Origin of the sequence: Nocardia spongicola, from assembly GCF_047200775.1 — a bacterium.
In the GTDB taxonomy this organism is placed as follows: Bacteria; Actinomycetota; Actinomycetes; order Mycobacteriales; family Mycobacteriaceae; genus Nocardia.
This window is the reverse complement of sequence record NZ_JBJZOO010000002.1, coordinates 461,896-485,323: the sequence shown is the minus strand read 5'-3', so window position 1 is coordinate 485,323 and position 23,428 is coordinate 461,896. Positions and strand designations below refer to the sequence as shown.

At 63.8% G+C, this 23,428-nt stretch carries 20 protein-coding genes and 4 tRNA genes; 11 read left to right on the top strand and 13 right to left on the bottom strand.

What is annotated here, in order from left to right:
• Nucleotides 1–14 precede the first annotated feature (14 nt).
• Complete coding sequence (locus tag ACL02S_RS07265; protein WP_412801517.1) at nt 15–2,480, top strand: glycerol-3-phosphate 1-O-acyltransferase; 2,466 nt, start codon at nt 15–17, stop codon at nt 2,478–2,480.
• On the top strand, nt 2,474–3,889 hold the full coding sequence (locus ACL02S_RS07260) for an HAD-IB family hydrolase (protein WP_412801516.1): 1,416 nt from the start codon (nt 2,474–2,476) through the stop codon (nt 3,887–3,889). Before ACL02S_RS07265 ends, ACL02S_RS07260 begins: the two co-directional genes overlap by 7 nt.
• Nucleotides 3,890–3,980: 91 nt before the next feature.
• On the opposite strand, the gene ACL02S_RS07255 is transcribed toward ACL02S_RS07260, so the two are convergent.
• The 7 genes from ACL02S_RS07255 to ACL02S_RS07225 all read right to left on the bottom strand — a co-directional run bounded on the left by ACL02S_RS07255 (nt 3,981) and on the right by ACL02S_RS07225 (nt 7,535).
• Entirely contained in the window at nt 3,981–4,700 is a 720-nt protein-coding gene (locus ACL02S_RS07255; RefSeq protein ID WP_412801515.1) for a polyprenol monophosphomannose synthase, read from the bottom strand.
• A gap of 308 nt (nt 4,701–5,008) precedes the next feature.
• The gene (locus tag ACL02S_RS07250; RefSeq protein ID WP_412801514.1) at nt 5,009–5,191 is read right to left on the bottom strand and encodes a hypothetical protein; all 183 of its coding nucleotides are present in this window, start codon (nt 5,189–5,191) and stop codon (nt 5,009–5,011) included.
• A 149-nt stretch (nt 5,192–5,340) separates the two neighbouring features.
• Nucleotides 5,341–5,417 (bottom strand) — tRNA-Phe (locus tag ACL02S_RS07245).
• A gap of 55 nt (nt 5,418–5,472) precedes the next feature.
• A tRNA-Asp gene (locus ACL02S_RS07240) sits at nt 5,473–5,549 on the bottom strand.
• Nucleotides 5,550–5,578: 29 nt separating this feature from the next.
• A tRNA-Glu gene (locus ACL02S_RS07235) sits at nt 5,579–5,651 on the bottom strand.
• A gap of 94 nt (nt 5,652–5,745) precedes the next feature.
• On the bottom strand, nt 5,746–6,411 hold the full coding sequence (locus ACL02S_RS07230) for a TetR family transcriptional regulator (protein ID WP_412801513.1): 666 nt from the start codon (nt 6,409–6,411) through the stop codon (nt 5,746–5,748).
• A 1,048-nt stretch (nt 6,412–7,459) separates the two neighbouring features.
• Nucleotides 7,460–7,535, bottom strand: a tRNA-Lys gene (locus tag ACL02S_RS07225).
• A gap of 777 nt (nt 7,536–8,312) precedes the next feature.
• Between ACL02S_RS07225 and ACL02S_RS07220 the strand changes: the two genes are divergently transcribed.
• The 4 genes from ACL02S_RS07220 to phoU all read left to right on the top strand — a co-directional run bounded on the left by ACL02S_RS07220 (nt 8,313) and on the right by phoU (nt 13,691).
• Nucleotides 8,313–9,278, top strand: a complete 966-nt coding sequence (locus ACL02S_RS07220) for an acyl-ACP desaturase (protein ID WP_412801512.1) — start codon at nt 8,313–8,315, stop codon at nt 9,276–9,278.
• A gap of 204 nt (nt 9,279–9,482) precedes the next feature.
• On the top strand, nt 9,483–10,625 hold the full coding sequence (gene dusB, locus ACL02S_RS07215; RefSeq protein WP_412801642.1) for a tRNA dihydrouridine synthase DusB: 1,143 nt from the start codon (nt 9,483–9,485) through the stop codon (nt 10,623–10,625).
• 467 nt (nt 10,626–11,092) lie between these two features.
• Nucleotides 11,093–12,853 carry an LCP family protein gene (locus ACL02S_RS07210; protein WP_412801511.1) on the top strand — a complete coding sequence of 587 codons (1,761 nt, stop codon included), beginning with the start codon at nt 11,093–11,095 and terminating at the stop codon, nt 12,851–12,853.
• Nucleotides 12,854–13,034: 181 nt separating this feature from the next.
• On the top strand, nt 13,035–13,691 hold the full coding sequence (gene phoU, locus ACL02S_RS07205) for a phosphate signaling complex protein PhoU (RefSeq protein ID WP_412801510.1): 657 nt from the start codon (nt 13,035–13,037) through the stop codon (nt 13,689–13,691).
• Between the two features lie 168 nt (nt 13,692–13,859).
• Here the strand turns inward: phoU and pstB are convergent, their stop codons facing one another.
• The 6 genes from pstB to ACL02S_RS07175 all read right to left on the bottom strand — a co-directional run bounded on the left by pstB (nt 13,860) and on the right by ACL02S_RS07175 (nt 19,816).
• A complete protein-coding gene (gene pstB, locus ACL02S_RS07200) occupies nt 13,860–14,636 on the bottom strand; it encodes a phosphate ABC transporter ATP-binding protein PstB (protein WP_412801509.1) in 777 nt (258 codons plus the stop codon).
• A gap of 22 nt (nt 14,637–14,658) precedes the next feature.
• Entirely contained in the window at nt 14,659–15,558 is a 900-nt protein-coding gene (gene pstA / locus ACL02S_RS07195) for a phosphate ABC transporter permease PstA (RefSeq protein ID WP_412801508.1), read from the bottom strand.
• Nucleotides 15,558–16,529: a phosphate ABC transporter permease subunit PstC gene (gene pstC / locus ACL02S_RS07190; RefSeq protein ID WP_412801507.1), complete on the bottom strand. Its 972-nt coding sequence runs from the start codon at nt 16,527–16,529 to the stop codon at nt 15,558–15,560. Before pstC ends, pstA begins: the two co-directional genes overlap by 1 nt.
• A gap of 88 nt (nt 16,530–16,617) precedes the next feature.
• Nucleotides 16,618–17,727 (bottom strand): phosphate ABC transporter substrate-binding protein PstS, encoded by a 1,110-nt coding sequence (pstS, locus tag ACL02S_RS07185; protein ID WP_412801506.1) that lies wholly within the window; start codon nt 17,725–17,727, stop codon nt 16,618–16,620.
• A gap of 240 nt (nt 17,728–17,967) precedes the next feature.
• A complete protein-coding gene (mshD, locus tag ACL02S_RS07180; protein WP_412801505.1) occupies nt 17,968–18,903 on the bottom strand; it encodes a mycothiol synthase in 936 nt (311 codons plus the stop codon).
• A gap of 139 nt (nt 18,904–19,042) precedes the next feature.
• Entirely contained in the window at nt 19,043–19,816 is a 774-nt protein-coding gene (locus tag ACL02S_RS07175; RefSeq protein WP_412801504.1) for a winged helix-turn-helix transcriptional regulator, read from the bottom strand.
• Between the two features lie 294 nt (nt 19,817–20,110).
• On the opposite strand from ACL02S_RS07175, the gene ACL02S_RS07170 reads away from it, so the two are divergent.
• The 5 genes from ACL02S_RS07170 to ACL02S_RS07150 all read left to right on the top strand — a co-directional run bounded on the left by ACL02S_RS07170 (nt 20,111) and on the right by ACL02S_RS07150 (nt 23,345).
• A complete protein-coding gene (locus ACL02S_RS07170; protein ID WP_412801503.1) occupies nt 20,111–20,929 on the top strand; it encodes an LmeA family phospholipid-binding protein in 819 nt (272 codons plus the stop codon).
• Nucleotides 20,926–21,366, top strand: a complete 441-nt coding sequence (locus tag ACL02S_RS07165; protein ID WP_412801502.1) for a thioredoxin family protein — start codon at nt 20,926–20,928, stop codon at nt 21,364–21,366. The genes ACL02S_RS07170 and ACL02S_RS07165 overlap by 4 nt, the downstream gene beginning before the upstream one ends.
• Before the next feature lie 283 nt (nt 21,367–21,649).
• A complete protein-coding gene (locus tag ACL02S_RS07160; RefSeq protein WP_412801501.1) occupies nt 21,650–22,144 on the top strand; it encodes a DUF4395 domain-containing protein in 495 nt (164 codons plus the stop codon).
• 56 nt (nt 22,145–22,200) lie between these two features.
• Nucleotides 22,201–23,034: a sulfurtransferase gene (locus ACL02S_RS07155; RefSeq protein WP_412801500.1), complete on the top strand. Its 834-nt coding sequence runs from the start codon at nt 22,201–22,203 to the stop codon at nt 23,032–23,034.
• A gap of 5 nt (nt 23,035–23,039) precedes the next feature.
• Complete coding sequence (locus ACL02S_RS07150) at nt 23,040–23,345, top strand: DUF1416 domain-containing protein (RefSeq protein ID WP_412801499.1); 306 nt, start codon at nt 23,040–23,042, stop codon at nt 23,343–23,345.
• Nucleotides 23,346–23,428 lie beyond the last annotated feature (83 nt).

Sequence of the window (23,428 nt, the reverse complement as noted above, 5' to 3'; positions counted from 1 at the left end):
AGGGATGAACATCGATGATCGATCACCGCGGCGATTCACCTGCGATTGCCCAACCGAGGACCACACCGGAATCGGTGGTGGCCCTGATCGATGCCGCGTCGAGTGTGGAACGCGAACTCATCGGCACCTGGCTGGCCGAGGGCGGGATCGGCGCGGAATTGGGTATCTCGGCCCCGGTCACCCAATTGGACCTGGATGCGAGCGCCGTCGCCACCCAGCTCATCGGCAGACGCGACGATCCGTTGGTAGTGCCGGTACGTGTGCTGTGGTTACCGCCGGAACGCGACGGCGTGCGCCGCGTCACCTTCGCCGATCTGGCTCTGCTGACCAACCCTCGCAAACCCAACCGATTGGTGCAGCGCAGACTGCTCACCAAGGCACCGGACCGCCATCTCGTGCTGACCGGCGCACCCGCCAGACTCAGCGAACTGCGCGCGAACAACCCTGAGGCCGCGGCGCTGTTCGAGAAGAACACGACCGAGCCGTTCGCCCGCGCCATTGTGCGCGCGGCGGTCGTAGCACTCGAACGCGCCGAACGAACCGTCATCGGGGACCGGTACAAGGTACCGCGGCTCGTGGCCGAGGAGATTCTCGATTCTCCCGACTTCCTCCGCAGACTGGAGCTGATCGCCGACCAGATCGGGGCGAGTTCACCGGAGGTGTACCGACGTGCGGAGAAAGCACTCAACGAATTGGTCGCCGCGCAGAGCAGGCTGATCTCGGACCTGTTCACCCAAGCCATGCGGCCGGTACACACCTCGGCGTGGAAGGTGGACTCCGATGAGTCCGGCCTCTCCGCGCTGCGCGATCTGAACCGACGCTTCCCGCTGGTGTTCCTTCCTTCACACCGGTCCTATGTCGACGCCTTCGTGCTCGGCGATGTGCTCGCACGCAACGACTTCCCGCCGAACCATGTGATCGGAGGCGCGAACCTGAGCTTCTGGCCGATGGGGCCGATCGCCCGGCGCACCGGGACAGTGTTCATCCGGCGCAGCTTCGGCGACGACGAGGTGTACAAGGCCGTCGTCGAAGAGTACTTCGCCTACTTGCTCGTCAAACGCTTCAATCTGGAGTGGTACTTCGAAGGTGGCCGTACCCGCACCGGGAAACTGCGGCCACCACGCTACGGATTGCTGAACTATCTCGCCGCGGCGGTACGGTCGAATCGTATCGACGACGTCATGCTGGTTCCGGTCTCGATCACCTACGAACGGCTCAATGAGCTCGGCGCCATTGCCACCGAGCAGGTCGGCGGTAAGAAGAAGCCCGAGGGACTGGCCTGGCTCGCGCGCTACATCCGTAGCCAGCAGCACTCCGCAGGACATGTCTACGTGCGGTTCGGCGAGCCGCTGTCGGCCCGCGACCGCCTTGCCGCGTATGGCGATCCGCTCACCGCCCCGCCGCTGACCATTCCGCTACACCGCACCGAGCGGCTGCCATCGGATTCCACCGAGATGAGCACAAGCACGGATCAGTCGGCGGAAACTACCGAGCGAGAACGAAAGGCAGTGCAGCGGCTGGCCTTCGAGGTCGCGGTCGGCATCAACGCGGTCACACCGATCACGGTCAACGCACTGGCCACGCTGGCGCTCTTGGGCATCCATGGACGCGCCCTCACCCTCGGCGAGGTACGCACCGCGATCGCGCCGGTGCTCGGCTACCTCGATAAACGTGAGCTGCCCGGTGGTGAACTAGAGGCCCTGCGCGATGAACAAGGCGTGGCTGTCGTGCTGGAGCAGCTGTCACTGGCCAAAGTGGTCACGGTGTACCGCGGCGGGCTCGAACCGGTGTATTCGATCGAGCCGGGCGCACACCTCGAAGCCGCGTTCTACCGCAACAGCGCCGTGCACTGGTTCGTCAATCGCGCCATTCTCGAGCTGGCCATCCTCGCCGCGGTCGACAGCGGCGACGCCGATGCCTTGCGGACCGGATGGGACGAGGCGTTCCGGCTGCGCGATCTGCTCAAGTTCGAGTTCTTCTTCCCCGAACGTAGCGAGTTCGCCGAGCAGATGGTGGCGGAAATGCTGCTGGTGGATCCGGACTGGTACAGCCATACCCGCAGGGACACCCTCGGTACCGACATCCTGGCGAAGCTCACCGCCTCGGGATTCCTGATGGCCCACCGGGTATTGCGTTCGTTCATCGACGCACAGCTGGTGGTGGCCGAGCGGCTCGCCGCCCGCGACCCGAGTGACGACATCGACCGCAAGGGGCTGATCACCGAGTGCATCGCGGTCGGCAAGCAGATGATGCTGCAGCAGCGGCTGAACAGCCCGGAATCGGTCGCTGCCGAGCTGTTCACCAGCGCACTGAAACTCGCGGACAACTACCGCCTGCTGGAAACCGTACCGGACAATGCGGAACAACCCCGTGCGGAATTGATTCAACGCCGAACGGATTTCGCTGAGCGCCTGCGCGATATCGGAGCCCGCATCACCCGGGCCGCCGCACTCGACCCGTCCAATATGGAGACATGGTGAGCGATCCGCACAACAAAGCCGCGATCGCCGCCATCCACTCCGGACCACAAGGCCCTGCCGTCGCCGCGATCTTCGACTTCGCGGGCACCGTGCTCGACGGGCCGGGAACACGGCGGCGCGCACTACGGCGTCGCACCCCCGCAGGGGTACTGCTCGGGGGCATCCGTAACAACATGACCGACCGCGAGTACCACCGGTTCCTCCGGCAACTCCCCCGTGCGCTGGCCGGACACTCCGCACCGGAACTGGACGAACTGGGCAGGCGGCTGTTCCAGCGCAGCATCTATGGGCATCTGTACCCCGAAGCGTGGCAGCTGATCCGAAGCCATCGGGACGCCGGGCATACGGTCGTGTTGATCAGCTCACTCACCCGGTTCCAGGTACTGCCCGCGGCAGCGCAGCTCGGCATCGAGCATGTGTACTACACCCCGATGGCCGTCCGCGCCGGGGTACTCACCGGCTACCCCGACGGGAAGGCACTGTGGCACCGAGACAAAGGTGCCGCGATCGCCACGATCGCCGCCGCGCACCACCTCGATCTGGAACACAGTTATGCCTATGCCGACTCTAGCGCCGACCTGCCCATGCTTTCGTTGGTCGGCCACCCGGTGGCGGTGAACCCCGACGAGGCGCTGGCGCGAATCGCCGACCGGCAGCAGTGGCGAACAGTGCGGTTCCGCCCCCGGCGCAGGCCGCGGGCGAGCGATTACTTCCGCACTGCGGCGGGGTTCGCCGGGTTGCTCGGCGGTGCGCTCTTCGGTGTGGTGTCGAAGGCGTCAACCAAGGACCGGCGACAGATGGCCGACGCGCTGATGTCGCATGCGACGCGCCACACGCTACGCAATGCGGGTATCCGAATACGAGTCACCGGTGCCGACAACGCGAAATCACCTCGGCCCGCGGTTTTCCTGTTCAATCACCAAAGCCAGTTCGACATCGTCATCGTGCCCGCGGTGCTCGGTGGCGGCGTAACCGGCATCGGAAAGAAAGAACTCACCAAGAATCCGGTGTTCGGGCCACTGTTGCGCTTTGCCGGAGTGACCTTCATCGATCGCGCGGACACCACGCAGGCCAAGGCGGCATTACGGCCGGTGGTCGAGACCCTGCGCAGCGGATTGTCGATCGCGGTGTCTCCAGAGGGAACCCGCTCCTACACCCCCGAGATCGGCCCGTTCAAGAAGGGCGCGTTCCATATCGCGATCCAAGCCGGAGTACCGGTGATCCCCATCGTGATCCGCAATGCGGGCGAAATCTGCTGGCGCAATGCGATGGTCGCTCGTGCAGGAACGGTGGACGTGGCGATCCTCGATCCCATCGATGTCAGCGGATGGGATTCCGCCGATATGGACAATGAGGTGGCGCGGGTACGGCAACTGTTCATCGACACCCTCTTGCATTGGCCCGAATGAACCTCGAAGTGTCCCCAGCACCGCGCGACCAGCGAGCCGCTGCCTCGCAACAGCACCGGCCGCCGCTGAAACCCGGACCAGCGCTCGATACTCAGGCCGAGCGACCGAACAGCAGTTTCCAGGGCATCAGCGCTGACTCGAGCTGCACTTTGAGGCTCATCTTGGAAGCACCGAGCGTGCGCTCCTCGAATCGGATCGGAACCTCGGCGATCGAGATGCCCTTCTTGATCGTGCGGTAGTTCATCTCGACCTGGAAGGAGTACCCGTTGCTGCGGATCGACGCGACGTCGATAGCGCGCAGGGTGTCGGCCCGCCAAGCTTTGAAGCCCGCGGTGGCGTCTTTGACACCCAACCGCAGAATCAGGTTGACATAGAAGTTCGCCCAGGCCGACAGCGCTTTGCGATACCACTTCCACTCGGCGGCGGTCGAGCCGCCAGGAACATAGCGGGAACCGAGCACCACACCCGCATCCGTGGTCGCCAGCTTCTGCAGCATGGCAGGAATGACATCGGCGGGATGCGACAGATCGGCATCCATCTGGATCACGACATCCGCGCCCTCGTCCAGCGCCCGGGTGATACCTGCGACATACGCGCGGCCCAGCCCGTCCTTCTCGGTCCGATGCAGCACACCGACCACATCCGGTAGCTCGGCGGCCAGCTTATCCGCCACCTCACCGGTGCCGTCCGGCGAGCTATCGTCCACAACGAGCACATGCAGGTCCGACACCGGCAGCGCAGTCAGCTGCTCCACCGCGACCGGCAGATTATCTCGCTCGTTGTAGGTCGGCACAACAACGGTAACTCTCAAGGGTCGCCCTCCCTGCTGATCCTGGTTTCCGCTCGCAGCCCACACCAGGACCACCAAGCATTCGACGAGTTCTGGAGAACGGTACTCGATGCGCCTGACCACCAGCTGAGCGGCTGCACCCGAGACGAAGCCTGGCAACCCACCGACCAGCGTCTCTAGATCAACTTCGATGGCCGGGCAGCGGCTCCGCCCCGCCCTGTCCCGCACGGCGACAGCGTCGCCACCCGCGTATCAGCGCGGCGGAACACCAGGAACGGCCGCCGGAAACCGGTTGCCGCGCAGTACCGTACGCCTGCCGATGTGGCGTCTCACTCCCCGTCCCGCCAGGCTCGGTCCCTGGCATCCTCGCGTTCGGTGCGAGCATGCGCGATATCCAGCGCTCGCTCCGCCGTCGCTCGGTCCGGATACGGTCCCATACGATCACGGAACCAGCACTGCCGTCCTTGCTCAGCCCGATTGTGCTTCAAGCAGTAGTACCAGCGCTCAGCCATACCTCTAGCATCTCATCAGGCACAACCCTCCGTCGGCATATCGCGTCCACCGACTGTGGTCCCGCCTTCGCAGACAATCCCCGACCATATGCGCTGGCGGGGTATGGATACGAAAAATCCCCCCGAGCAGGTGCTGCGCCGAGGGGAGATGGTGGCCAGGGCCGGGATCGAACCGGCGACCTTCCGCTTTTCAGGCGGACGCTCGTACCAACTGAGCTACCTGGCCGCAGGCACCCGAGGTGAATGCCATACGTGAAGCGCCGGATACCTCCGGCGCTCACTGGCGACCCTGACGGGACTCGAACCCGCGACCTCCGCCGTGACAGGGCGGCGCGCTAACCAACTGCGCCACAGGGCCATGCTCTGCTACCAACGATCCGAAGATCGTACCCCCTACGGGATTCGAACCCGCGCTACCGCCTTGAAAGGGCGGCGTCCTAGGCCGCTAGACGAAGGGGGCTCGCCCCGGATTTCTCCGGACCGGCTTTCAACGGCTTTCCGTTGGGAGCTGGGATAGCTTATGACACAATCGCTCGGAATCCCAAATCGGCTGGTCAAAGAGCTAAACCGAGATCCTCCATCCGAGCATGGGCACGCCAGCCGTCACTATGGAACTTCTCCAGCCACTCCGGGGTGGCCATCGCCTCGATCACCACCTCGAGCGCCTCCTCGAACCTCGACCGCAGATCGACCCGATCGTCGAGCAGATCCACCATGTACCGCTGTCCGGCCAGCGCGGCGGCGAGGGTGCGGGTGAACCGATCGGGGTCAGCGTCGGCGCGCAGCTGCCCGCGATCGATGGCACTCATGGTGAGCGCTTTGGTCGTGCGACCGAGGAGGCGACCGCCACCGGTCTGCACATCCCGGTAGAAATCCGGCTCTATGGTCAAGCGATACTCGGCCCGCACGATGATGTCGTGCTCGAGCCGCAACGCGATCTCGTCGACCATCCCGTGCATGATGTCCAATGGACCGAGATCCACTCGCGCGAGCCAGCGCTCGACAGAGGCACGGTAACGCTCTACCGCGGTCCCCAGCACTGCGCGCGCGAGCTCTTCCTTGGAATCGAAATGGAAGTACATGGCGCCCTTGGTGGCACGCGACCCTTCCAATATGCGGTTGAGCGATGCCGCGGCATATCCGCTCTTCCCGAACTCAACGGCGGCGGACCTGATAATCGCCGCCCGTGTCCGGCGGGCCCGCTCCTGCTGCCGTGCCATGCTCGAAACGCCTCCGAAGCCTACGCGCCATCAATCAGCCACCCAAAGGTACAGATCCCGGCGCGGATTAATAATTAATTGATACTGCAAATCAGGTTTTTCGATTATTCCCATACTTTTGGTATGCAACTTGCCGAGAAACCTGAAACGCGCTAGCTGGTATAATTTCCCTGCCTGGATGCGCTACAGGGGGTGCGCGTCCAGGCTTTCCTCGTCCAGAACCCGCCTCCTCCCGCGGCATCGAGTTCCACCGAGCCACGCTCGGCAGGGCTGACCGTGACACCATCGGACACGGCGACGGCGAGCAGAATTCCGCAGCGCCAACCGAGTTGGCGATTCGTTCGGAATTCACCAAGGGGTCACCGTACTCGGAAACCTCATCCGACACGCGGCAAACCGAAGAGCCCGAAGGCTATTTCCGTCCACATTCCATCTCGGCAAATATCCGGCAATCAGCTTTTCTTCTCCTTGGTCACACGAATTCACCAGCATCCCAGCGATGTTCACCCGAACCGAGCGACAGACTTACCATCCGCTTGTCGCGCACACTCCGCCGACCACCCCAGCGCACGCGCCGTGCCCCGTTCGATACCAACATCCCTCGATGAACCAAAAATATTGTCAGCCAACACGTTTGGATAATATCCAGATGAGGTTCGGCCGAACAAAGCTGGGCCACATGCTTACCGGCCGCATCATCACATACGTATGCCGTCCATGCCCGAGGCGCTGGACACCACGCCGCCGCGCTACGCACGGGCCCGCACGCAGACCCACGGCCGACTCCTCCGCCAACGGAGAACCACCCGATGACAGTGCGGCCGAACGAAGGGAATGACCGGGCCGTGATCACCATCGGATCGGAGATGATCAAGGCCGTGCGACACCGAACAGCGGCAGATCGGTGAATGCGGCCGGAAAGTAACTTGTTCCCGGCCAGAGTGATCGCAGCCGGACCCACCATACGGCGCGAGCACTTCCACCGGTGAGTGAAGCCCTATCCGAGAGCCGAGTCCGCCGATAATCACGGGACGGGACGGATCAACAGTGGTGCCCCCTGTAGGACTCGAACCTACGACCTAGTGATTAAAAGTCACCAGCTCTACCAACTGAGCTAAAGGGGCTCGGCTGAAAAGCATAGCCGAAAGCGACCATGGGAGACGAACCCATCAGAAGATGTCCCGGATACGACATCGGCGAAAGCGCTACCCCCAGGGCATCGCCGCGTCTGCCATCGAGCCCCCTCGCTCAGACGAGTGACGTCGGCGTCCGCACGGAGAAAACGGAGGGAGTAGTACTCCGTGCCATATGACGCACCAGCGAAGCCCGCCTGCCATGGCAGCAGTCGAGCACGGCGGTGTGGGCGACCGCAGGCACGCATAGATTGTGAGAAACGGCACAGAACATCCGGTAGGTGACCCCGCCTGGCGATCCCGGCCACCTGGCAGAAGATCCGAATCCCGCGGCCAGGGTCACCTCCGACAACTACGCATGGGCCATGGCATACCGGATGGACGCATGAACTCGATCCGACGATCGGCAAAACCCTGGCACCAGCCGAAGAATCCACTACGCACCGAGCCGCCGTCCGGCGCTGCGCTCGCGCGGCAGCGCAGCGTAGCGCCATCAGCCATGGCAGGCATCGGCCACGGTGCGAACAGTCATTCACAAAGAGCAGCCATCCACGCGCCAGGAGAAAAACCTGCACCACCCATGAACCCCATACACTCGTGAAGATATCCGAACGGCGAATATGCTGTATGGCATAGGTCACACAGACAGAGCTGCCCGGAAGATGCGTTTCACATCACACCTACGGTGCCGTAAGGTATGCCCGCATTGGTATCGGTCTGCCTTCGGACAACCAGCACAACCAGACGCACACACTGAAGGGTTCATACATGGCAAGGGATCTGACTCAACTCGAGCTTCTCACGGAGTTGGAGCCGGTTGCCGAAGAGAACGTCAACCGACACCTCTCCATGGCAAAGGAATGGCATCCCCACGACTACATTCCTTGGGACGAGGGCCGTAACTTCGCGGCGCTCGGCGGCATCGACTGGGAGCCGGAGCAATCCCGGCTCAGCGAGGTCGCCAAGGCGGCCATGATCACCAACCTCCTCACCGAGGACAACCTCCCCTCCTATCACAGGGAGATCGCCGAGAATTTCTCCCAGGACGGCGCTTGGGGTACCTGGGTGGGACGCTGGACGGCGGAGGAGAACCGCCACGGCATCGTCATGCGCGACTATCTGGTCGTCACCCGCGGAGTCGATCCGGTGGCCCTCGAACAAGCCAGAATGACTCATATGACCAGCGGCTTCGCCTCTCCCTCCGAAGCCGACGCCGGATTCCTGCACTCTGTCTCATATGTCACATTCCAGGAACTGGCCACCCGGGTCAGCCATCGCAATACCGGCAAGGTCTGCGACGATCCGATCGCCGACCGCATGCTGCAGCGCGTCGCCGCCGACGAGAACCTGCACATGATCTTCTACCGGAATATGTGTGGCGCCGCCCTCGATCTGGCCCCCGACCAGGCTATCGAGGCGATCACGCTGATCTTGGAGAACTTCCAGATGCCCGGCGCCGGCATGCCCAACTTCCGTCGCAACGGCGTACTGATGGCCAAGCACGGCATCTACGATCTGCGTCAGCACTTGGAGGAAGTCATCCAGCCGGTGTTGAAGAAGTGGAACCTCTTCGAACGCACCGACTTCACCGCACGTGGTGAAGCGGTCCGAGATCGCCTCGGCCTGTTTCTGGAGAAGCTGAGCAAGGATGTGATCAGGTTCGAGGAGCAGCGCGACCGCATGCTCGCCCGGGAAGCGGCGAAACGCGAGATGGCCGACGTCGCTGCGAGCTGATCCACTGATCGAGACCGAGCAGACTGTCGGGCCGGATATCCGGCCCGACAGTCTGCCGGGGTGGCTACACGATACTCACGCCGCTGTGCGGGGATAAATTCCACCGGGAGAAGCACGGCCGCCCACAGAGCGGCTACCGCACTGTGCCCTCTAGCCCGCGCCGGTCGGCTTACGTGCGGAAATGAGACACTGGTCGGCGTGACGATGACTACCGAGGCGAAGACCACGCTGCGGATCGGCCCGTATCCGGTCGATCCCCCGGTCGTGCTCGCGCCGATGGCGGGCATCACGAATCTGGCATTTCGCAAGCTGTGCCGGGAATTCGGCAGCCCGACCTCGATCTATGTGTGTGAAATGATCACCGCGCGCGCAGTAGTGGAGCGCAATGAGAAGACGCTGCACATGATGTCCTTCGACGCCGATGAGCATCCGCGATCCATGCAGCTCTACGGGGTGGATCCGGCCACGCTCGGCGAGGCGGTACGAATCATCGCGGGCGAGGGCTGGGCCGACCACATCGATCTCAATCTCGGCTGCCCGGTGCCCAAGGTCACGCGGCTCGGTGGTGGCGCGGCGCTACCGTACAAACGAACGCTGTTCCGGCGTATCGTGCGTGCCATGGTGAGTGCCGCCGAACCGGCGGGCATTCCAGTGACCGTGAAGTTCCGGATCGGCATCGATAACGACCATCTCACCTATCTGGACGCGGGGCGTATCGCGGAGGCCGAGGGTGCTCAGGCGGTCGCGTTGCACGCGCGCACAGCCGCGCAGCGCTATTCCGGTCAAGCCGACTGGACAGCCATCGCCCGGCTCAAAGAAACCGTCACCTCGATCCCGGTACTGGGTAACGGCGATATCTTCGCCGCTGCCGACGCAGTCCGCATGATGGACGAGACCGGGTGCGATGGTGTGGTCATCGGCCGTGGATGTTTGGGCAGGCCGTGGCTGTTCGCCGAACTGCAGGCCGCACTGCGCGGCGAGCCATTACCGGCAGCCCCCGACCTCGGCCGGGTCGGGGCGGTGTTGTACCGGCACGGCGCGCTACTGGCCGAACACCTCGGCGAGGCCAAAGCCGTACGTGATCTGCGCAAGCATATGGCCTGGTATCTGATGGGGTTCCCGGTCGGCGCCGAGCTGCGCCGCGCGTTCGCCACCATCAGCAGTCTGACGCACCTGGAAGATCTCATCGGGCAACTCGATCCGACCGCACCGTTCCCCGTGGATGCCGAGGGCCCACGCGGCCGTCAGGGCTCTCCCGGCAAAGTCGCGCTGCCATACGGCTGGCTCGACGACCCGGACGATCCAGCGGTGCCACAGGCCGCTGATGTGATGCACAGCGGCGGATAACCGCGCGTCCCCGCCGCGAGCCGCATTGTCAAACACCGATGTGACCTTGTCGATTCCGCGCTTGAGTGGCTCGACCTGGTGGGATCGTTATCATTGCGGGATCAGTGCTGCCGGTCGAATAGGGCTCAGGCGGAAAGCAAGACGAAAAGCGAGGTTCGTTGGTGGGTGACGATCGGAACGGGCGTTCGCCAGGGCCCGGTGGTCGCGCCCCGTGGGAGCGATACCCGGATACCGGGCATCCCGAACGGGCGCCGAGGCGCTCGCGGTATACCGGACCCGATCAAGATTCCGCACCACTCACAGTCCAAGATCTCGTTCAGAAGGTCGACAACGAACGCGGGCGCCGGGGCTCGGCCCAGGCACTGCCACAGGATGCCGCTTCGGCTGAAGGGCGACGCCCCGAAACCCCGCGATCCGATGGCGGCACACCGAACCGGCGCCACCGAAGCGAACCTGCCCCACCTCCGGTGACCGGGCGCCCCCCGGCCGAGCCCACTGCCCGCCCGCCACGGAACACCACGGAAAATCGCGACGCCGGAGCAACAGGCGCTCGCCGCGCACCGGAGCAGGCCGAAGAAGTCACCGATATTCTCCCGCCGCTCACCGAACCGACGAGGGCCAGACACACCGACTGGCCGACCAAGAGAAACCCGGACGACACCGAAAGCACCGAAAACCGAGCCGTCAAGCCGAAGGCGATCGGGACGACACCGCGATCCCGCCGGAATACCACCCGGCAACGTGGAAGAAAGCGTCTCCGGGTACTCGGCCGGACCACAACAGCTGTAGTGGCCGCTCTCGTTCTTTTGACCACTGGCAGCGGCTGGAGCTACCTGAATTCCACTACCAACGGCTTCACCCAGGTGTCCGCACTCGATGACAATGCCGAAGGCGTTATCGACTCGGGTGCACAACTCGGCGACGAGAACTACCTGCTCGTCGGTACCGATACCCGTGCGGGTGCCAACGGGCAGCTCGGTGCGGGAACCATCGACGATGCCGAAGGCTCTCGCGCGGACACCGTGATGCTGGTGCATATCCCCGAGAACCGATCGCGTGTCGTGGTCGTCTCATTCCCTCGCGACTTGGATGTCACCAGGCCGCAATGCAATGGCTGGGACAATGAGAAGGTCGAGTACACCGATGAGGTCTTCCCCTCGGCCATCGGCGACAAGCTCAACGCCGTCTATGCCCTCGGTGGACCGAAATGCTTGTTCAGCGTCATTTCCAAGATGACAGGGCTGAATATCAACCATTTCATCAGCATCGATTTCGCCGGGTTCGAAGCGATGGTCGATCAGCTCGGCGGCGTAGACGTATGCACATCCAAGCCGATCGTCGACGGGGTGCTCGGCACCATCCTGGAGGATTCCGGCCGGCAACACCTCGATGGCGCGACCGCGCTCAATTATGTGCGAGCCAGGCACGTCTACGGCGAGGAACGCAGCGACTACGACCGCATCAACCGACAGCAGCGGTTCCTTGCCTCTTTGCTACGCAGTGCGATGTCCAGCAAGGTGCTCCTCGACCCAGGCAAACTACGTGGCTTCATCGAGGCATTCACCGAACACACCTGGGTACACAAGGTCGACACCAACGACCTGCTGACCCTCGGACGGTCGTTGCAGAAAATCGATGCGGGCGCGGTGACCTTCCTGACCATCCCGACCGCTGGTACCACCGCCTACGGCAACGAGATTCCGCGCGAGTCCGATATCAAAGCCATCTTCCGCGCGATCATCGATGACCAGCCACTACCTGGGGAGAAGAAGGCGCCGCCCGCCGAAGGAACGAGCACGGTGGAAACACAGGCCGCACCGGAGTTCACCGCGGTCGACCCTGGCTCCGTTCCGCTGCTGATCTCCAACGGTTCCGGTTATACCGGGGTAGCCGGTACCACCGCGACCAAGCTGAGCAATCAGGGCTTCAATATCTACAACACCGGTAACTATTCCGGCGGTCAGGTAACCGAGACCACGATCCGATACACCCCAGGACATGAGGCCGCAGCGGCGACAGTGGCCTCCGCGATCCCCGGAGCGGAACTGGAGCAGGCGAGCGATCTGGGCGGCATCATCGAAGTCGTCCTCGGTACTGATTTCAGTGGCACGGTGACCAGCCCGGTGCCGGTGGGGGATCCGATCACCAGCGTCTCCGCCGATACGGCCCCGGTCACCCTTCCCTCCGATTTGGAGCATGTCAACGCAGCCGAAGATATCTGCAATTGACATCCGTTCCGGTCCGGAGGTGGGGAGATCGGCCCGCACTGGCTGTCCGCGTTTCCGGTGGATTCCCGCGTAACAGTGATCCGGTGCGGTTTACCTGCTGAGCCCATGTGCTGATCGTTCGCACCGGTGATTCACTCATTGTTCGTGACTTGGTCAGCACAGCGAACTAATGTCGATTAACATGCGTGTCATCTACAACGAGCGGATAGCCGATCTCGCTCATCTGCTCGGCAAGATGGCCGGGCTGGCAGGCTCGGCCATGGACCGGGCGACCCAGGCATTACTCGAAGCCGACCTCGTGCTGGCCGAACAGGTGATCAGTGAGTACGACCAGATCGCCGAGCTGATCCAGGAGGCCGAGGAGAAAGCCTTCGCGCTGCTCGCGCTCCAGGCTCCGGTCGCCAGTGATCTCCGGCAAGTAGTGAGCGCGATTCAGATCGTCAGCGAAGTGAACCGGATGGGTGCGCTCGCGTTGCACGTGGCCAAGGTCGCACGGCGACGTCACCCGAATCACACATTGCCCGAAGCGGTCAACGGCTATTTCGCCGAAATGGGCCGCATCGCGGTGAGTATGGGCGCCGGCGCGCGGGAAGTGCTGGAGACACGTGATCCCGAGCGTGCCGCACAGTTGAACGAAGACGACGAGGCGATGGACGATCTGCACCGTCACCTCTTCACCCTGCTCATGGACCGGGAATGGCAGCACGGTGTCGCCGCCGCTGTGGACGTCACCCTGCTCGGCCGCTATTACGAGCGCTTCGCCGACCACGCCGTCGAAATCGGCCGCCGAGTCATCTTCCTTGTCACCGGCACCCTCCCCCCGGAGCAGGAGAGATAACGAGCCTTCGGTGAGCTCGACATGAGCGAATAGCCCGCAGCGTTCCCTTACAGCACGGCCTCGCCGATGACCGCGATACACGAAGAGTCCCGAGCAGCGATTCAGCTGCTCGGGACTCTTCGTTGTGTTCAGCGCACCAGGCCCGCCGCAGGCGCTACGCGGCGGCGATCAGCCGAAGCGACCCGAGATGTAGTCCTCCGTCGCCTTTTTCGAAGGATTCGAGAAAATCTTCTCGGTGTCATCGATCTCGACCAGCTTACCCGGCTTACCTTGCGCCTCGAGATTGAAGAAGCCGGTCTGGTCACTCACGCGCGCGGCCTGCTGCATATTGTGCGTGACGATGACGATGGTGAATTCTTTCTTCAGCTCGGTGATCAGGTCCTCGATCGCCAGAGTCGAGATCGGGTCGAGCGCCGAGCACGGCTCGTCCATCAGCAGCACATCCGGCGACACCGCGATAGCACGCGCGATGCACAGCCGCTGCTGCTGACCGCCGGACAAACCGCCGCCTGGCTTGTCCAGCCGATCCTTCACCTCGTTCCACAGGTTCGCCCCACGCAGCGAACGCTCGGCGACCTCATCGAGCTCCTTCTTGCTGCGCACGCCCTGCAATTTGAGTCCGGCCACCACATTGTCCTTGATCGACATGGTGGGGAAAGGGTTGGGCCGCTGGAAGACCATGCCGATGGTGCGGCGCACGCCGACCGGGTCGACCTGCGCACCATAGATGTCTTCGCCATCCAGTAGCACCGCGCCCTCGACCCTGGCATTCGGGATCACCTCGTGCATGCGATTGAGTGAACGCAATACGGTGGACTTACCACAGCCGGAGGGACCGATGAAGGCAGTCACGCTGCGCGGCAGCACAGTCAGCGAGACATCGGACACAGCATGGAACTTGCCGTAGTAGATGTTCAGATCTTTGACGTCGATCCGCTTGGCCATTTTTCGCTAATCCGTTTCGCTTCTATCGGTTCCGCGTGAGCAGCTTGTTGAGAACTGCCGCCGCCAGGTACAGCATCGCGATGATGAGGATGAGGGTCAGCGCAGCGCCCCAGACCCGCTCCCGTCCAGCCGCTTCCGGGTTGGCCAGCTCCTGGTAGATCAACAGTGGCAGCGAGGCCATATTGCCGTCGAAGATATCCATATTGATCGATTTGCTGTATCCGACCAGCACCAGCACCGGGGCCGTTTCACCCATCACCCTGGCGATGGCGAGCAGGATACCGCTGATCATGCCGGGCAGCGCGGTCGGAACGACGATCCTGACGATCGTCTTCCACTTCGGAATACCGAGCGCATAGGACGCTTCGCGCAGTTCATCGGGAACCAGCTTGAGCATTTCCTCGGTACTGCGGACGACCACGGGCAACATCAGCAATACCAATGCCAGCGATACCGCCAGCGAGCTCTGCGGGAATCCCAGCGTCGCGATCCAGAGCGCGAAGATGAACAGCGCCGCGACGATCGACGGTACGCCCGCCAGGATATCGACCATGAATGTCGTGGTCTTGGCCAGCGCTCCGCGGCCGTACTCGACCAGATAGATCGCGGCCATGATGCCGAGCGGCACCGCGATCACCGTCGCGACCAACGACTGCACGATGGTTCCGTAGATCGCGTGGTAGACACCGCCCGCGAACTGCTCGGGCAGCACGCCCTTCAGGGAGTTCTGCCACCAGTCCAGCCGGACCACCGCGCTGAACCCTTTGCTGATCACCATGATCAGCACCCAGCCCAGCGGTACGAGCGCGATGGCGAACGCCAGCCAGACCAATCCGGTCGCGATGTTGTTACGTATCTGACGCGCCCGGCTCACCTGCTGGAAGGTGGGGGCTTTGATCGGCTTGTCCAATGTGGTGGTCATCACCCGTTCACCCTTCCGCCCGCGGCGAGTCGCGCCAGCGCGTTCACGATGAAGGTCAGCGCGAACAGCACGAAGCCTGCCGCGATATACGCGCCCGTCGGCAGCGGAGCACTGAATTCCGCGGCTGCCGAGGCGATTTTGGATGCGAAGGTGTAGCCACCGTCGAACAACGACCAGGTACCCGGCTGGGCGGCGGTTTTCAGCACGATCAGCACAGCGATGGTCTCACCGAGCGCACGCCCGAGACCGAGCATGGAACCGGCGATCATACCGCTGCGTCCGTAGGGCAGCACGGTCATCCGGACGACTTCCCACTTCGTCGCGCCGAGCGCTTGCGCCGCTTCGATATGCGCGCGGGGAGTGAGGTTGAAGACCTCACGGCTGACCGAGGTGATGATCGGCAGGATCATCACCGCGAGCACAACACCCGCGGTGAAGATCGTGCCACCGCTGGCCAACGGAATATTGCCGTCCGCGAACAGGAACAGCCAGCCGAGCTTCTCATTCAGAAAAGCCTGGACCGGCTCCAATCGTGGAGCCAGAACCAGCATTCCCCATAGACCGAACACGATCGAAGGCACCGCCGCGAGCAGATCGACGATCACCGAGAACGGCCGCGCCAGCACTTTCGGCGCGTAGTGCGTCAAGAACAACGCGATGCCGATGCCGACCGGGACGGCCAGCGCCAAGGCGAAGATCGAGCTCAGCACCGTCACCATGAACAGATCACGGATACCGAACTGGAGATGATCGGCATCAGAGGTCCTGAACTCGCTGCTGGTGAAGAAGTTCGCTTCGTTCGCCAGCACCGAGGGGACCGCCCGGATCAGCAGGAACAACGCGATCAGCGCGATGGCGGCGACGATGATCGCCCCCGCCGACGTGGCCAGCGAGCGGAAAATGATCTCCGCGCGCCGGCTGTGCCGCCCGCCACGCGCGGCATCCGGCTGGTTGCTCTGCTTATTCAGCATCAGCGCAGTATCTCCGCCTGCCTGTCGATCAGTCGAATCAGGCTGGCCTGCGGTAGTGACTTCGTCGTGCACGGTCATGGGATCGCTATCAGGAGATGGCGTCGATGGCGGTGGTCAGCTTGGTCTTGAAACGCTCCGGCAGCGGGATGTAGCCTGCCTCGTCCAGACCCTCCTGACCGTTGGTGACCGCCGAGGTGAGGAATGCCTTCACCGCTTCGGCTGTCTGGTCGTCGGCGTAGTCCGAGCAGACGATCTCGTAGGTCGGCATCACGATCGGGTACGCGCCCGCCTCGGTCGGCTTGTAGAACGAGGAGGTGTCGATGACCAGGTCGTTGCCCTCACCGGATACCTTCGCCGACTCGATCGCCTTACCCGCGCTCTCGACGCTCAGCGTCACCGGGTCCGCGCTCGCCGACGTGATGATGCGCGCGATCGACAGGTTCTGCGCCTTCGCGAAGGACCACTCGTTGTAGGTGATCGAGTTCGCGGTGCTCTTCACCGCGGCCGAGGTGCCCTCATTGCCCTTCGAACCGGCGCCGACGCCACCGGCGAAGGCCTTGCCCGCGCCCTTGCCCCAGGCGCCGTCGGAGGCGGCGTCCAGGTAGCGCTGGAAGTTGTCCGTTGTGCCGGACTCATCGCTGCGGAAGACCACCGCGATCGGCTCGGCGGGCAGCGCGGCATCCGGGTTGAGCGCCTTGATCTCGGGGGCGTCCCAGGTGGCCACGGTGCCGTTGAAGATCTTGGCGACGGTCGGGCCGTCCAGTGCGAGATCGGTCACGCCTGCGACGTTATAGGTGACCGCGACCGGGCCGAACACGGTCGGGAGGTTCCAGGCAGGCGAGCCACAGCGTTCGGCTGCCTTGGCAGGCTCGTCCTTCTTCTCGCTGAGCGGGGAGTCCGAACCACCGAAATCGGTCTGGCCGCCGATGAACTCCTTCACACCGGCACCCGAACCGCTCGAGGTGTAGTCGAGCGTGGCACCGTCGCAGTTCTTCTCGTAGGCGGCGATGAAGCGCTCCATCGCGTTCTTCTGCGCGGAAGAGCCACTGGCCTTGAGATCCGACTTACCGCCGCAGTCCATATCGATCTTGGCCACACCGTTATCGGTCGCTGTGTTGTCGTCGCTGCCGCAGGCGGCGAGAGTCATGGCACCGACGGCCAGCACGCCGGCGAGGGCGCTGCTGCGCTTGAAATTCACTATTCCTCCGGAAGGGCGTCCTACTCGTCCGGATCCCTCACCGGCCCGGACGGATGCTGTGGTGCTGTTCTCGGGAACTCGCGCACCAGGCAGCCCTGTGCTGCCCTCCTCAACGTAGGGTCACGTGGTTGACAGTTGTACGGAACCAGGTGAACGGAAGGTGAACAGCCCAGAGCTATCGTCTGCGCTCGGTGTGACGTTTGCCCCAATTTTACTCGTCGGCACCGCATTCGCCGATTGCTATTCAGACTCGTCCGCCGCGTAGGCGATATCGATATGCGCGGGGGCGAACCCGAGCCGGGTGTAGGTGCGCACCGCGGCGGTGTTGTCGGCCTCGGTATACAGCAACACCTCGGCGAAACCGCGATCACGCAGATGACGCAATCCAGCGAGGGTGAGCATGCGGCCGAGTCCGCGGCCCTGTGCCGCGGGGTCGAGACCGACTACGTAGACCTCGCCGAGTGGTGGGCTCGCCGTATCGTGCACCTTGGTCCAATGGAATCCCAACAAGTGGTCGGGGGCCGCGGCGGCGAATGCCAGGAACAGACCGGACGGATCGAACCACGACTCACCGCGCCGGATCTCGATATCACGCTCGGTCCACCCCCCTTGTTCGGGATGCCAGGCGAAGGCCGCCTTGTTCACCCGCAGCAACTCCGCGTCGTCGGCTCGACCGCGATAGGTACGCAAAACGATGTCATCCGGTACGACCAGCTCAGGTAGCTCCGGCGTAGCAAGCGCTCGGCGCATCTGCCACAACTCACGTGCCGTGCGCAGCCCGAGCCGAGCAGCGACGGCGACGGCCGCGGCCCGATTGCCATGCGCCCAGACGCGCGTACCAGGACCACCCGCGGCGAGCACAGTCGAGACCAGGTCGGTACCCACCCCGTGATCGCGCTGCGCCGGGTCGACCACCACCTCCGCCATCGCCGGATGCTCGCCGTTGGCCGGAACGAGATTCGCGTAGCCGACGACCACACCCTCGTGGAGCGCGAGCAGATGCCCGGCACCCGCACCGGCGAGGTCTTCCCCTGCCTGTGGCGAGAGCGACAACACAGCCTGTTCCGATATCGGGGCCACGCCATCGACGGCCGTCGCCCTGGCGATCAGTTCTGTGATCGCCCGCGCCGTAGCCGAGTCGGGACGGTCGTTCCACTGCGTCGTTACGCCGTGCATGGGCCTCCGTTCTTCGGATCCGCGGACCCCTTGTCCCGTTCCACCGCGGGCACTGTCGGCTGCCGCACCGGAGAACACACCGCCCTGGCGTGATAAGGAGCACTATCGGATGGCGCCGGGTACCGTCTGCCCCGGGTATTCACTGCGCGGAGCCGTTGATCGGTGCGAGCGAGGAGTCGCCGGTGTCCTCGCCATCCGACGCGCTGCCATCCGGCACGTTCGCTGCCTCGCCCTTGTTCGCGGCACGCGCCGGGCGCACCGCCTTGTAGCCGACATTGCGCACCGTACCGATCAACGACTCGTACTCGCTGCCCAGCTTGGCACGTAATCGCCGGACGTGTACATCGACGGTACGGGTGCCACCGAAGAAGTCGTACCCCCACACCTCCTGCAGCAACTGCGCGCGGGTGAATACCCGACCCGCATGCTGTGCGAGGTACTTGAGCAGCTCGAATTCCTTATAGGTCAGATCGAGCGGGCGGCCACGCAACCGCGCGGTGTAGGTACCTTCATCGATGACCAGCTCACCGAGCGTGATCTTGCCGGTGTTCTCCGGGCTGGTCAGACCGCCGTTACGCCCGACGAGTAATCGCAGTCTGGCGTCGAGTTCAGCGGGCCCGGTGCCGGGTAACAGAATGTCGTCGAGTCCCCAATCGGCATTCACCGCGACCAACCCACCCTCGGTGAGCACTGCGACCACCGGCACCGCCGACCCGGTGCTGCCGAGCAGGCGACACAATCCGCGAGCGGCGGCCAAATCGGTCCTGGCGTCGACCAACGCGATATCCGCGGTGCCCGCCTCCAGCAGTGAAGCCACTTCGGTAGGCGCGGGGCGCACAGTGTGCGCGAGTAAGGCCAACGAAGGCAATACCGACTCGGGGTTGGGGTCGGAGGTAAGCAGGAGCAGCTCCACAGGCCCTCCTCCCATCTCGTAGCTACGCGAATGCGGCAACACCGCCACAGCCACGTCGCTAATCACAGGTAATCGGATGCAAGATTAGCGCGTGACCGGGCATGACCACGTATTCCGGGTCTGCGACCCTAGTAGAGGACACGCGAGGACTCGACTCGAACCAACCGATATGGTGCGTGCGTAGGTTACGGACCGCCGCCGACCCAGCACCTGTGCGGTGTACCGCGTGCGATCCGACCGTGCGCCGCGCGAGAGCCGCCCGGCACGGCCGGAGACCCGCAGAAACGAGGGAACATGCGCAAGCTGATCATCGGTCTGCTGTGTCTGGCCGGATTCGCTGTCCTCGTCGACTTCAGCATCGCGGCTTATTCGGAATACCGCGTGTCCCGAGCACTGCGCGACGGTGCCGATCTCACCGCTGATCCCGAGGTGACGATGCACGGTTTCCCGTTCCTCGGCCAGGCATGGAACAGCCGCTACGACAATGTCGAGATCCGGGCCCGCGCCAATCGGCAAGATATTCCTGGTGAGATCGCGCTGGAAGCGACACTGACCGGGGTCCGGCTGCCGGTAGGCGAATTGGTCGAAGGCAGCTTGCGCAGCGTCCCCGTTGAGCGGGTGAACAGCAGACTACGGGTGGAGCCCACCGAGCTCGGCAGACTGTTCGACATTCCCGACCTGCAGGTACATTCACGCCCCGAGGAAAAAACAGCCAAAGCGAACAAAGCGGACGAAATAGGCGACTCTGATGACTCCGGCATGACCACCACAGACGCGCTGGTGCTCACCGGCACCCTGCCGAAGTTCCCCGGCACGCAGTACAGCGGCCAGAAGATCAGTGTGCAGGCAGATCTACTGCTGGAGGCCGATCAGGTGAAGATTGTGGCGACCGACTTCTATCGCGCTGATTCCGGCGCCGAGACCATGCCGGTGGCGGCGATCCCCGAAACCGAACGTCCTGCCGTACTCGCCCTGTTCACCCGTACCATTGATACGAAAGAACTGCCGTTCGGCATCCAGCCGACCACGGTTTCCGCCAAGGGCGGTCAGATCGTCGTCGAGGGCAAGGGCACGGACGTCACGATCGACCTCGACCGTTTACATCGACCATGATCGAAATCATCATCCTGGCAGTAGCGTTACTCGCCGCGCTCGCGGTCGGCTTCGCGATACGCCGCCGCGCAGGCCGGGTACGTGCGGCGAAGACCACAACCCGGTCCGATCCACAGCGTGCCGCACTGCTCGCCGCGGTCGGTGTGACCGGTTCCGGTCCGGTAGTCCTGCATTTCTCCGCCGAATGGTGCGGACCGTGCGACTCCGTACGACGAGTGGTGGCCAACGTCACCGGCCAGCTCGCGGAATCACCGCAGCCACCGCAGGACATCGAAGTGGATATCGACGCGGTGCCCGCGCTCGCCCGCGAACTGAACGTGCTCTCCCTGCCGACCACATTCGTCTTCGATACCTCGGGTATCGAACGATTCCGGATCTCCGGCGTGCCGAAGGCCACCGCTCTTCGCTCGGCACTCGAACCGCTCACCACCAACTGAGCTGCGAAAACAGGACCGATGGACAGAGTCTGCGACCCCGGGTCCAATTTTCCCGCCGAATTGGGTAAACTGCTTGCGTGCTTTTCAACCATGAGCTGATGCTCACCCGACGCCGCACAGTGGATCTGTGTCGGCTCGGTGGTTGTTGCTGCCTGTGCCGCTGATCGGTCGGCTTCCGCGGATTCCCTGACGCCGACCGCCGTATGTCGTGTGCGTGATCACCACACCTCGGCAAATGGCAATTCTCCAGCAATTATGCATCTTCAGCGCAGGAGTACGCACAATGTCCATCGAATCGCATAACGCTTCCCGCCGAACTCCCGTCCCCGCAGATCACGTCGACGTTCGCGGGCCACGGTTCGCCGCGTGGGTCACCGCTGCAGTCCTCGCCATGGTGCTGATCGCCACTGCGCTCTCGCCGCTTATCGCAGCCGTGCTGATCGCCCTGCAAGCCGTCGTTTTCGCGGTCGGCGCAGGCTATGGCCCACGCCGTCACCCATACGGCCGGATCTATGCCGAGTTCGTCGCACCCCATCGCGCCCCGACCGAGGAGACCGAGCCGGTAGCCCCGCTGCGATTCGCACAGCTGATCGGCTTCGCCTTCGCGGCGGCCAGTCTGCTCGGCTTCGCGCTCGGCTCCCCGGTCACAGGCGCCGCACTCGCAGGCACGGCCCTGTTCGTGGCGTTCTTGAACGCGGCGTTCGGGATCTGTCTCGGCTGTCAGGTCTACCCATTGGTCGCTCAGCTGCACCGGAACATGACCCCGGCATCGAACTGATCGCCACACACCACAGCACAACACCGCTATCGCATAACATCTCGGAAAGGAAAACAATGGCTCGCTCCGATGTCCTGGTCTCCGTCGACTGGGCCGAAGAGAACCTCAACGCCCCCGGCGTGGTCTTCGTCGAGGTCGACGAGGACACCTCCGCCTACGACGGTGGCCACATCGAGGGCGCCGTCCGGCTCGACTGGAAGAAGGACCTACAGGATCCGGTTCGCCGGGACTTCGTGAACCAGGAGCAGTTCTCCGATCTGCTCTCCGCGCGTGGTATCTCGAACGACGACGAGGTCATCCTGTACGGCGGCAACAACAACTGGTTCGCCGCGTACGCCTACTGGTACTTCAAGCTGTACGGCCACAACAACGTCAAGCTGCTCGACGGTGGACGCAAGAAGTGGGAGCTGGACGGCCGCCCACTGTCCGCCGAAGCGGTGCACCGGCCCGCCACCCAGTACAAGGCCGCCGCGCCGGACCTGTCGATCCGCGCCTTCCGTGACGAGGTCATCGCGGCTATCGGTACCAAGAACCTGATCGATGTGCGTTCGCCGGACGAGTTCACCGGAAAGATCCTGGCGCCCGCGCATCTGCCGCAGGAGCAGAGCCAGCGCCCCGGCCACATCCCGAGCGCCATCAACGTCCCGTGGAGCAAGGCCGCGAACGAGGACGGCACCTTCAAGTCCGACGCCGATCTCACCGAGATCTACCGGGCCGCGGGTCTGGACGACGCCAAGGAGACCATCGCGTACTGCCGGATCGGTGAGCGTTCCTCGCACACCTGGTTCGTGCTGCAAGAACTGCTCGGCCACCAGAATGTCAAGAACTACGACGGGAGCTGGACCGAGTACGGCTCCCTCGTCGGCGCACCGATCGAGTTGGGAGAATAATCACTATGTGTGCAGCACCTACCCAGGGTCAGGCCATTCCGGCTGGGGTCGATGTGGAGAAGGAGACGGTCATCACCGGTCGTGTCCTGAGCACCGACGGCCAGCCGGTGGGCGGCGCGTTCGTACGCCTGCTCGACGGTAAGGGAGATTTCACCGCCGAGGTCGTCGCCTCCGGCACCGGTGACTTCCGGTTCTTCGCGGCTCCCGGCCCGTGGACCGTTCGCGCGCTGTCCTCGACGGGCAACGGCTCCGCCGAAGTGCGTCCCGAGGGCGCAGGTATCCACGCGGTCGACGTCACGGTCGCCAAGTAGCACCGAACAGCCACCGCGCTCCGCGCCGGACGGCCCCGGTCACTTCCCCTCTGTGGAAGTGGCCGGGGCCGTTCACATACCGC

Coding starts and splice junctions, on each gene's coding strand:
- ACL02S_RS07265 (WP_412801517.1), top strand. CDS start 15: ATGATCGATCACCGCGGCGATTCACCTGCGATTGCCCAACCGAGGACC.
- ACL02S_RS07260 (WP_412801516.1), top strand. CDS start 2,474: ATGGTGAGCGATCCGCACAACAAAGCCGCGATCGCCGCCATCCACTCC.
- ACL02S_RS07250 (WP_412801514.1), bottom strand. CDS start 5,191: ATGGCTGAGCGCTGGTACTACTGCTTGAAGCACAATCGGGCTGAGCAA.
- ACL02S_RS07230 (WP_412801513.1), bottom strand. CDS start 6,411: ATGGCACGGCAGCAGGAGCGGGCCCGCCGGACACGGGCGGCGATTATC.
- ACL02S_RS07220 (WP_412801512.1), top strand. CDS start 8,313: ATGGCAAGGGATCTGACTCAACTCGAGCTTCTCACGGAGTTGGAGCCG.
- dusB (WP_412801642.1), top strand. CDS start 9,483: ATGACTACCGAGGCGAAGACCACGCTGCGGATCGGCCCGTATCCGGTC.
- phoU (WP_412801510.1), top strand. CDS start 13,035: ATGCGTGTCATCTACAACGAGCGGATAGCCGATCTCGCTCATCTGCTC.
- pstB (WP_412801509.1), bottom strand. CDS start 14,636: ATGGCCAAGCGGATCGACGTCAAAGATCTGAACATCTACTACGGCAAG.
- pstA (WP_412801508.1), bottom strand. CDS start 15,558: ATGACCACCACATTGGACAAGCCGATCAAAGCCCCCACCTTCCAGCAG.
- pstC (WP_412801507.1), bottom strand. CDS start 16,529: ATGCTGAATAAGCAGAGCAACCAGCCGGATGCCGCGCGTGGCGGGCGG.
- mshD (WP_412801505.1), bottom strand. CDS start 18,903: ATGCACGGCGTAACGACGCAGTGGAACGACCGTCCCGACTCGGCTACG.
- ACL02S_RS07170 (WP_412801503.1), top strand. CDS start 20,111: ATGCGCAAGCTGATCATCGGTCTGCTGTGTCTGGCCGGATTCGCTGTC.
- ACL02S_RS07165 (WP_412801502.1), top strand. CDS start 20,926: ATGATCGAAATCATCATCCTGGCAGTAGCGTTACTCGCCGCGCTCGCG.
- ACL02S_RS07160 (WP_412801501.1), top strand. CDS start 21,650: ATGTCCATCGAATCGCATAACGCTTCCCGCCGAACTCCCGTCCCCGCA.
- ACL02S_RS07155 (WP_412801500.1), top strand. CDS start 22,201: ATGGCTCGCTCCGATGTCCTGGTCTCCGTCGACTGGGCCGAAGAGAAC.
- ACL02S_RS07150 (WP_412801499.1), top strand. CDS start 23,040: ATGTGTGCAGCACCTACCCAGGGTCAGGCCATTCCGGCTGGGGTCGAT.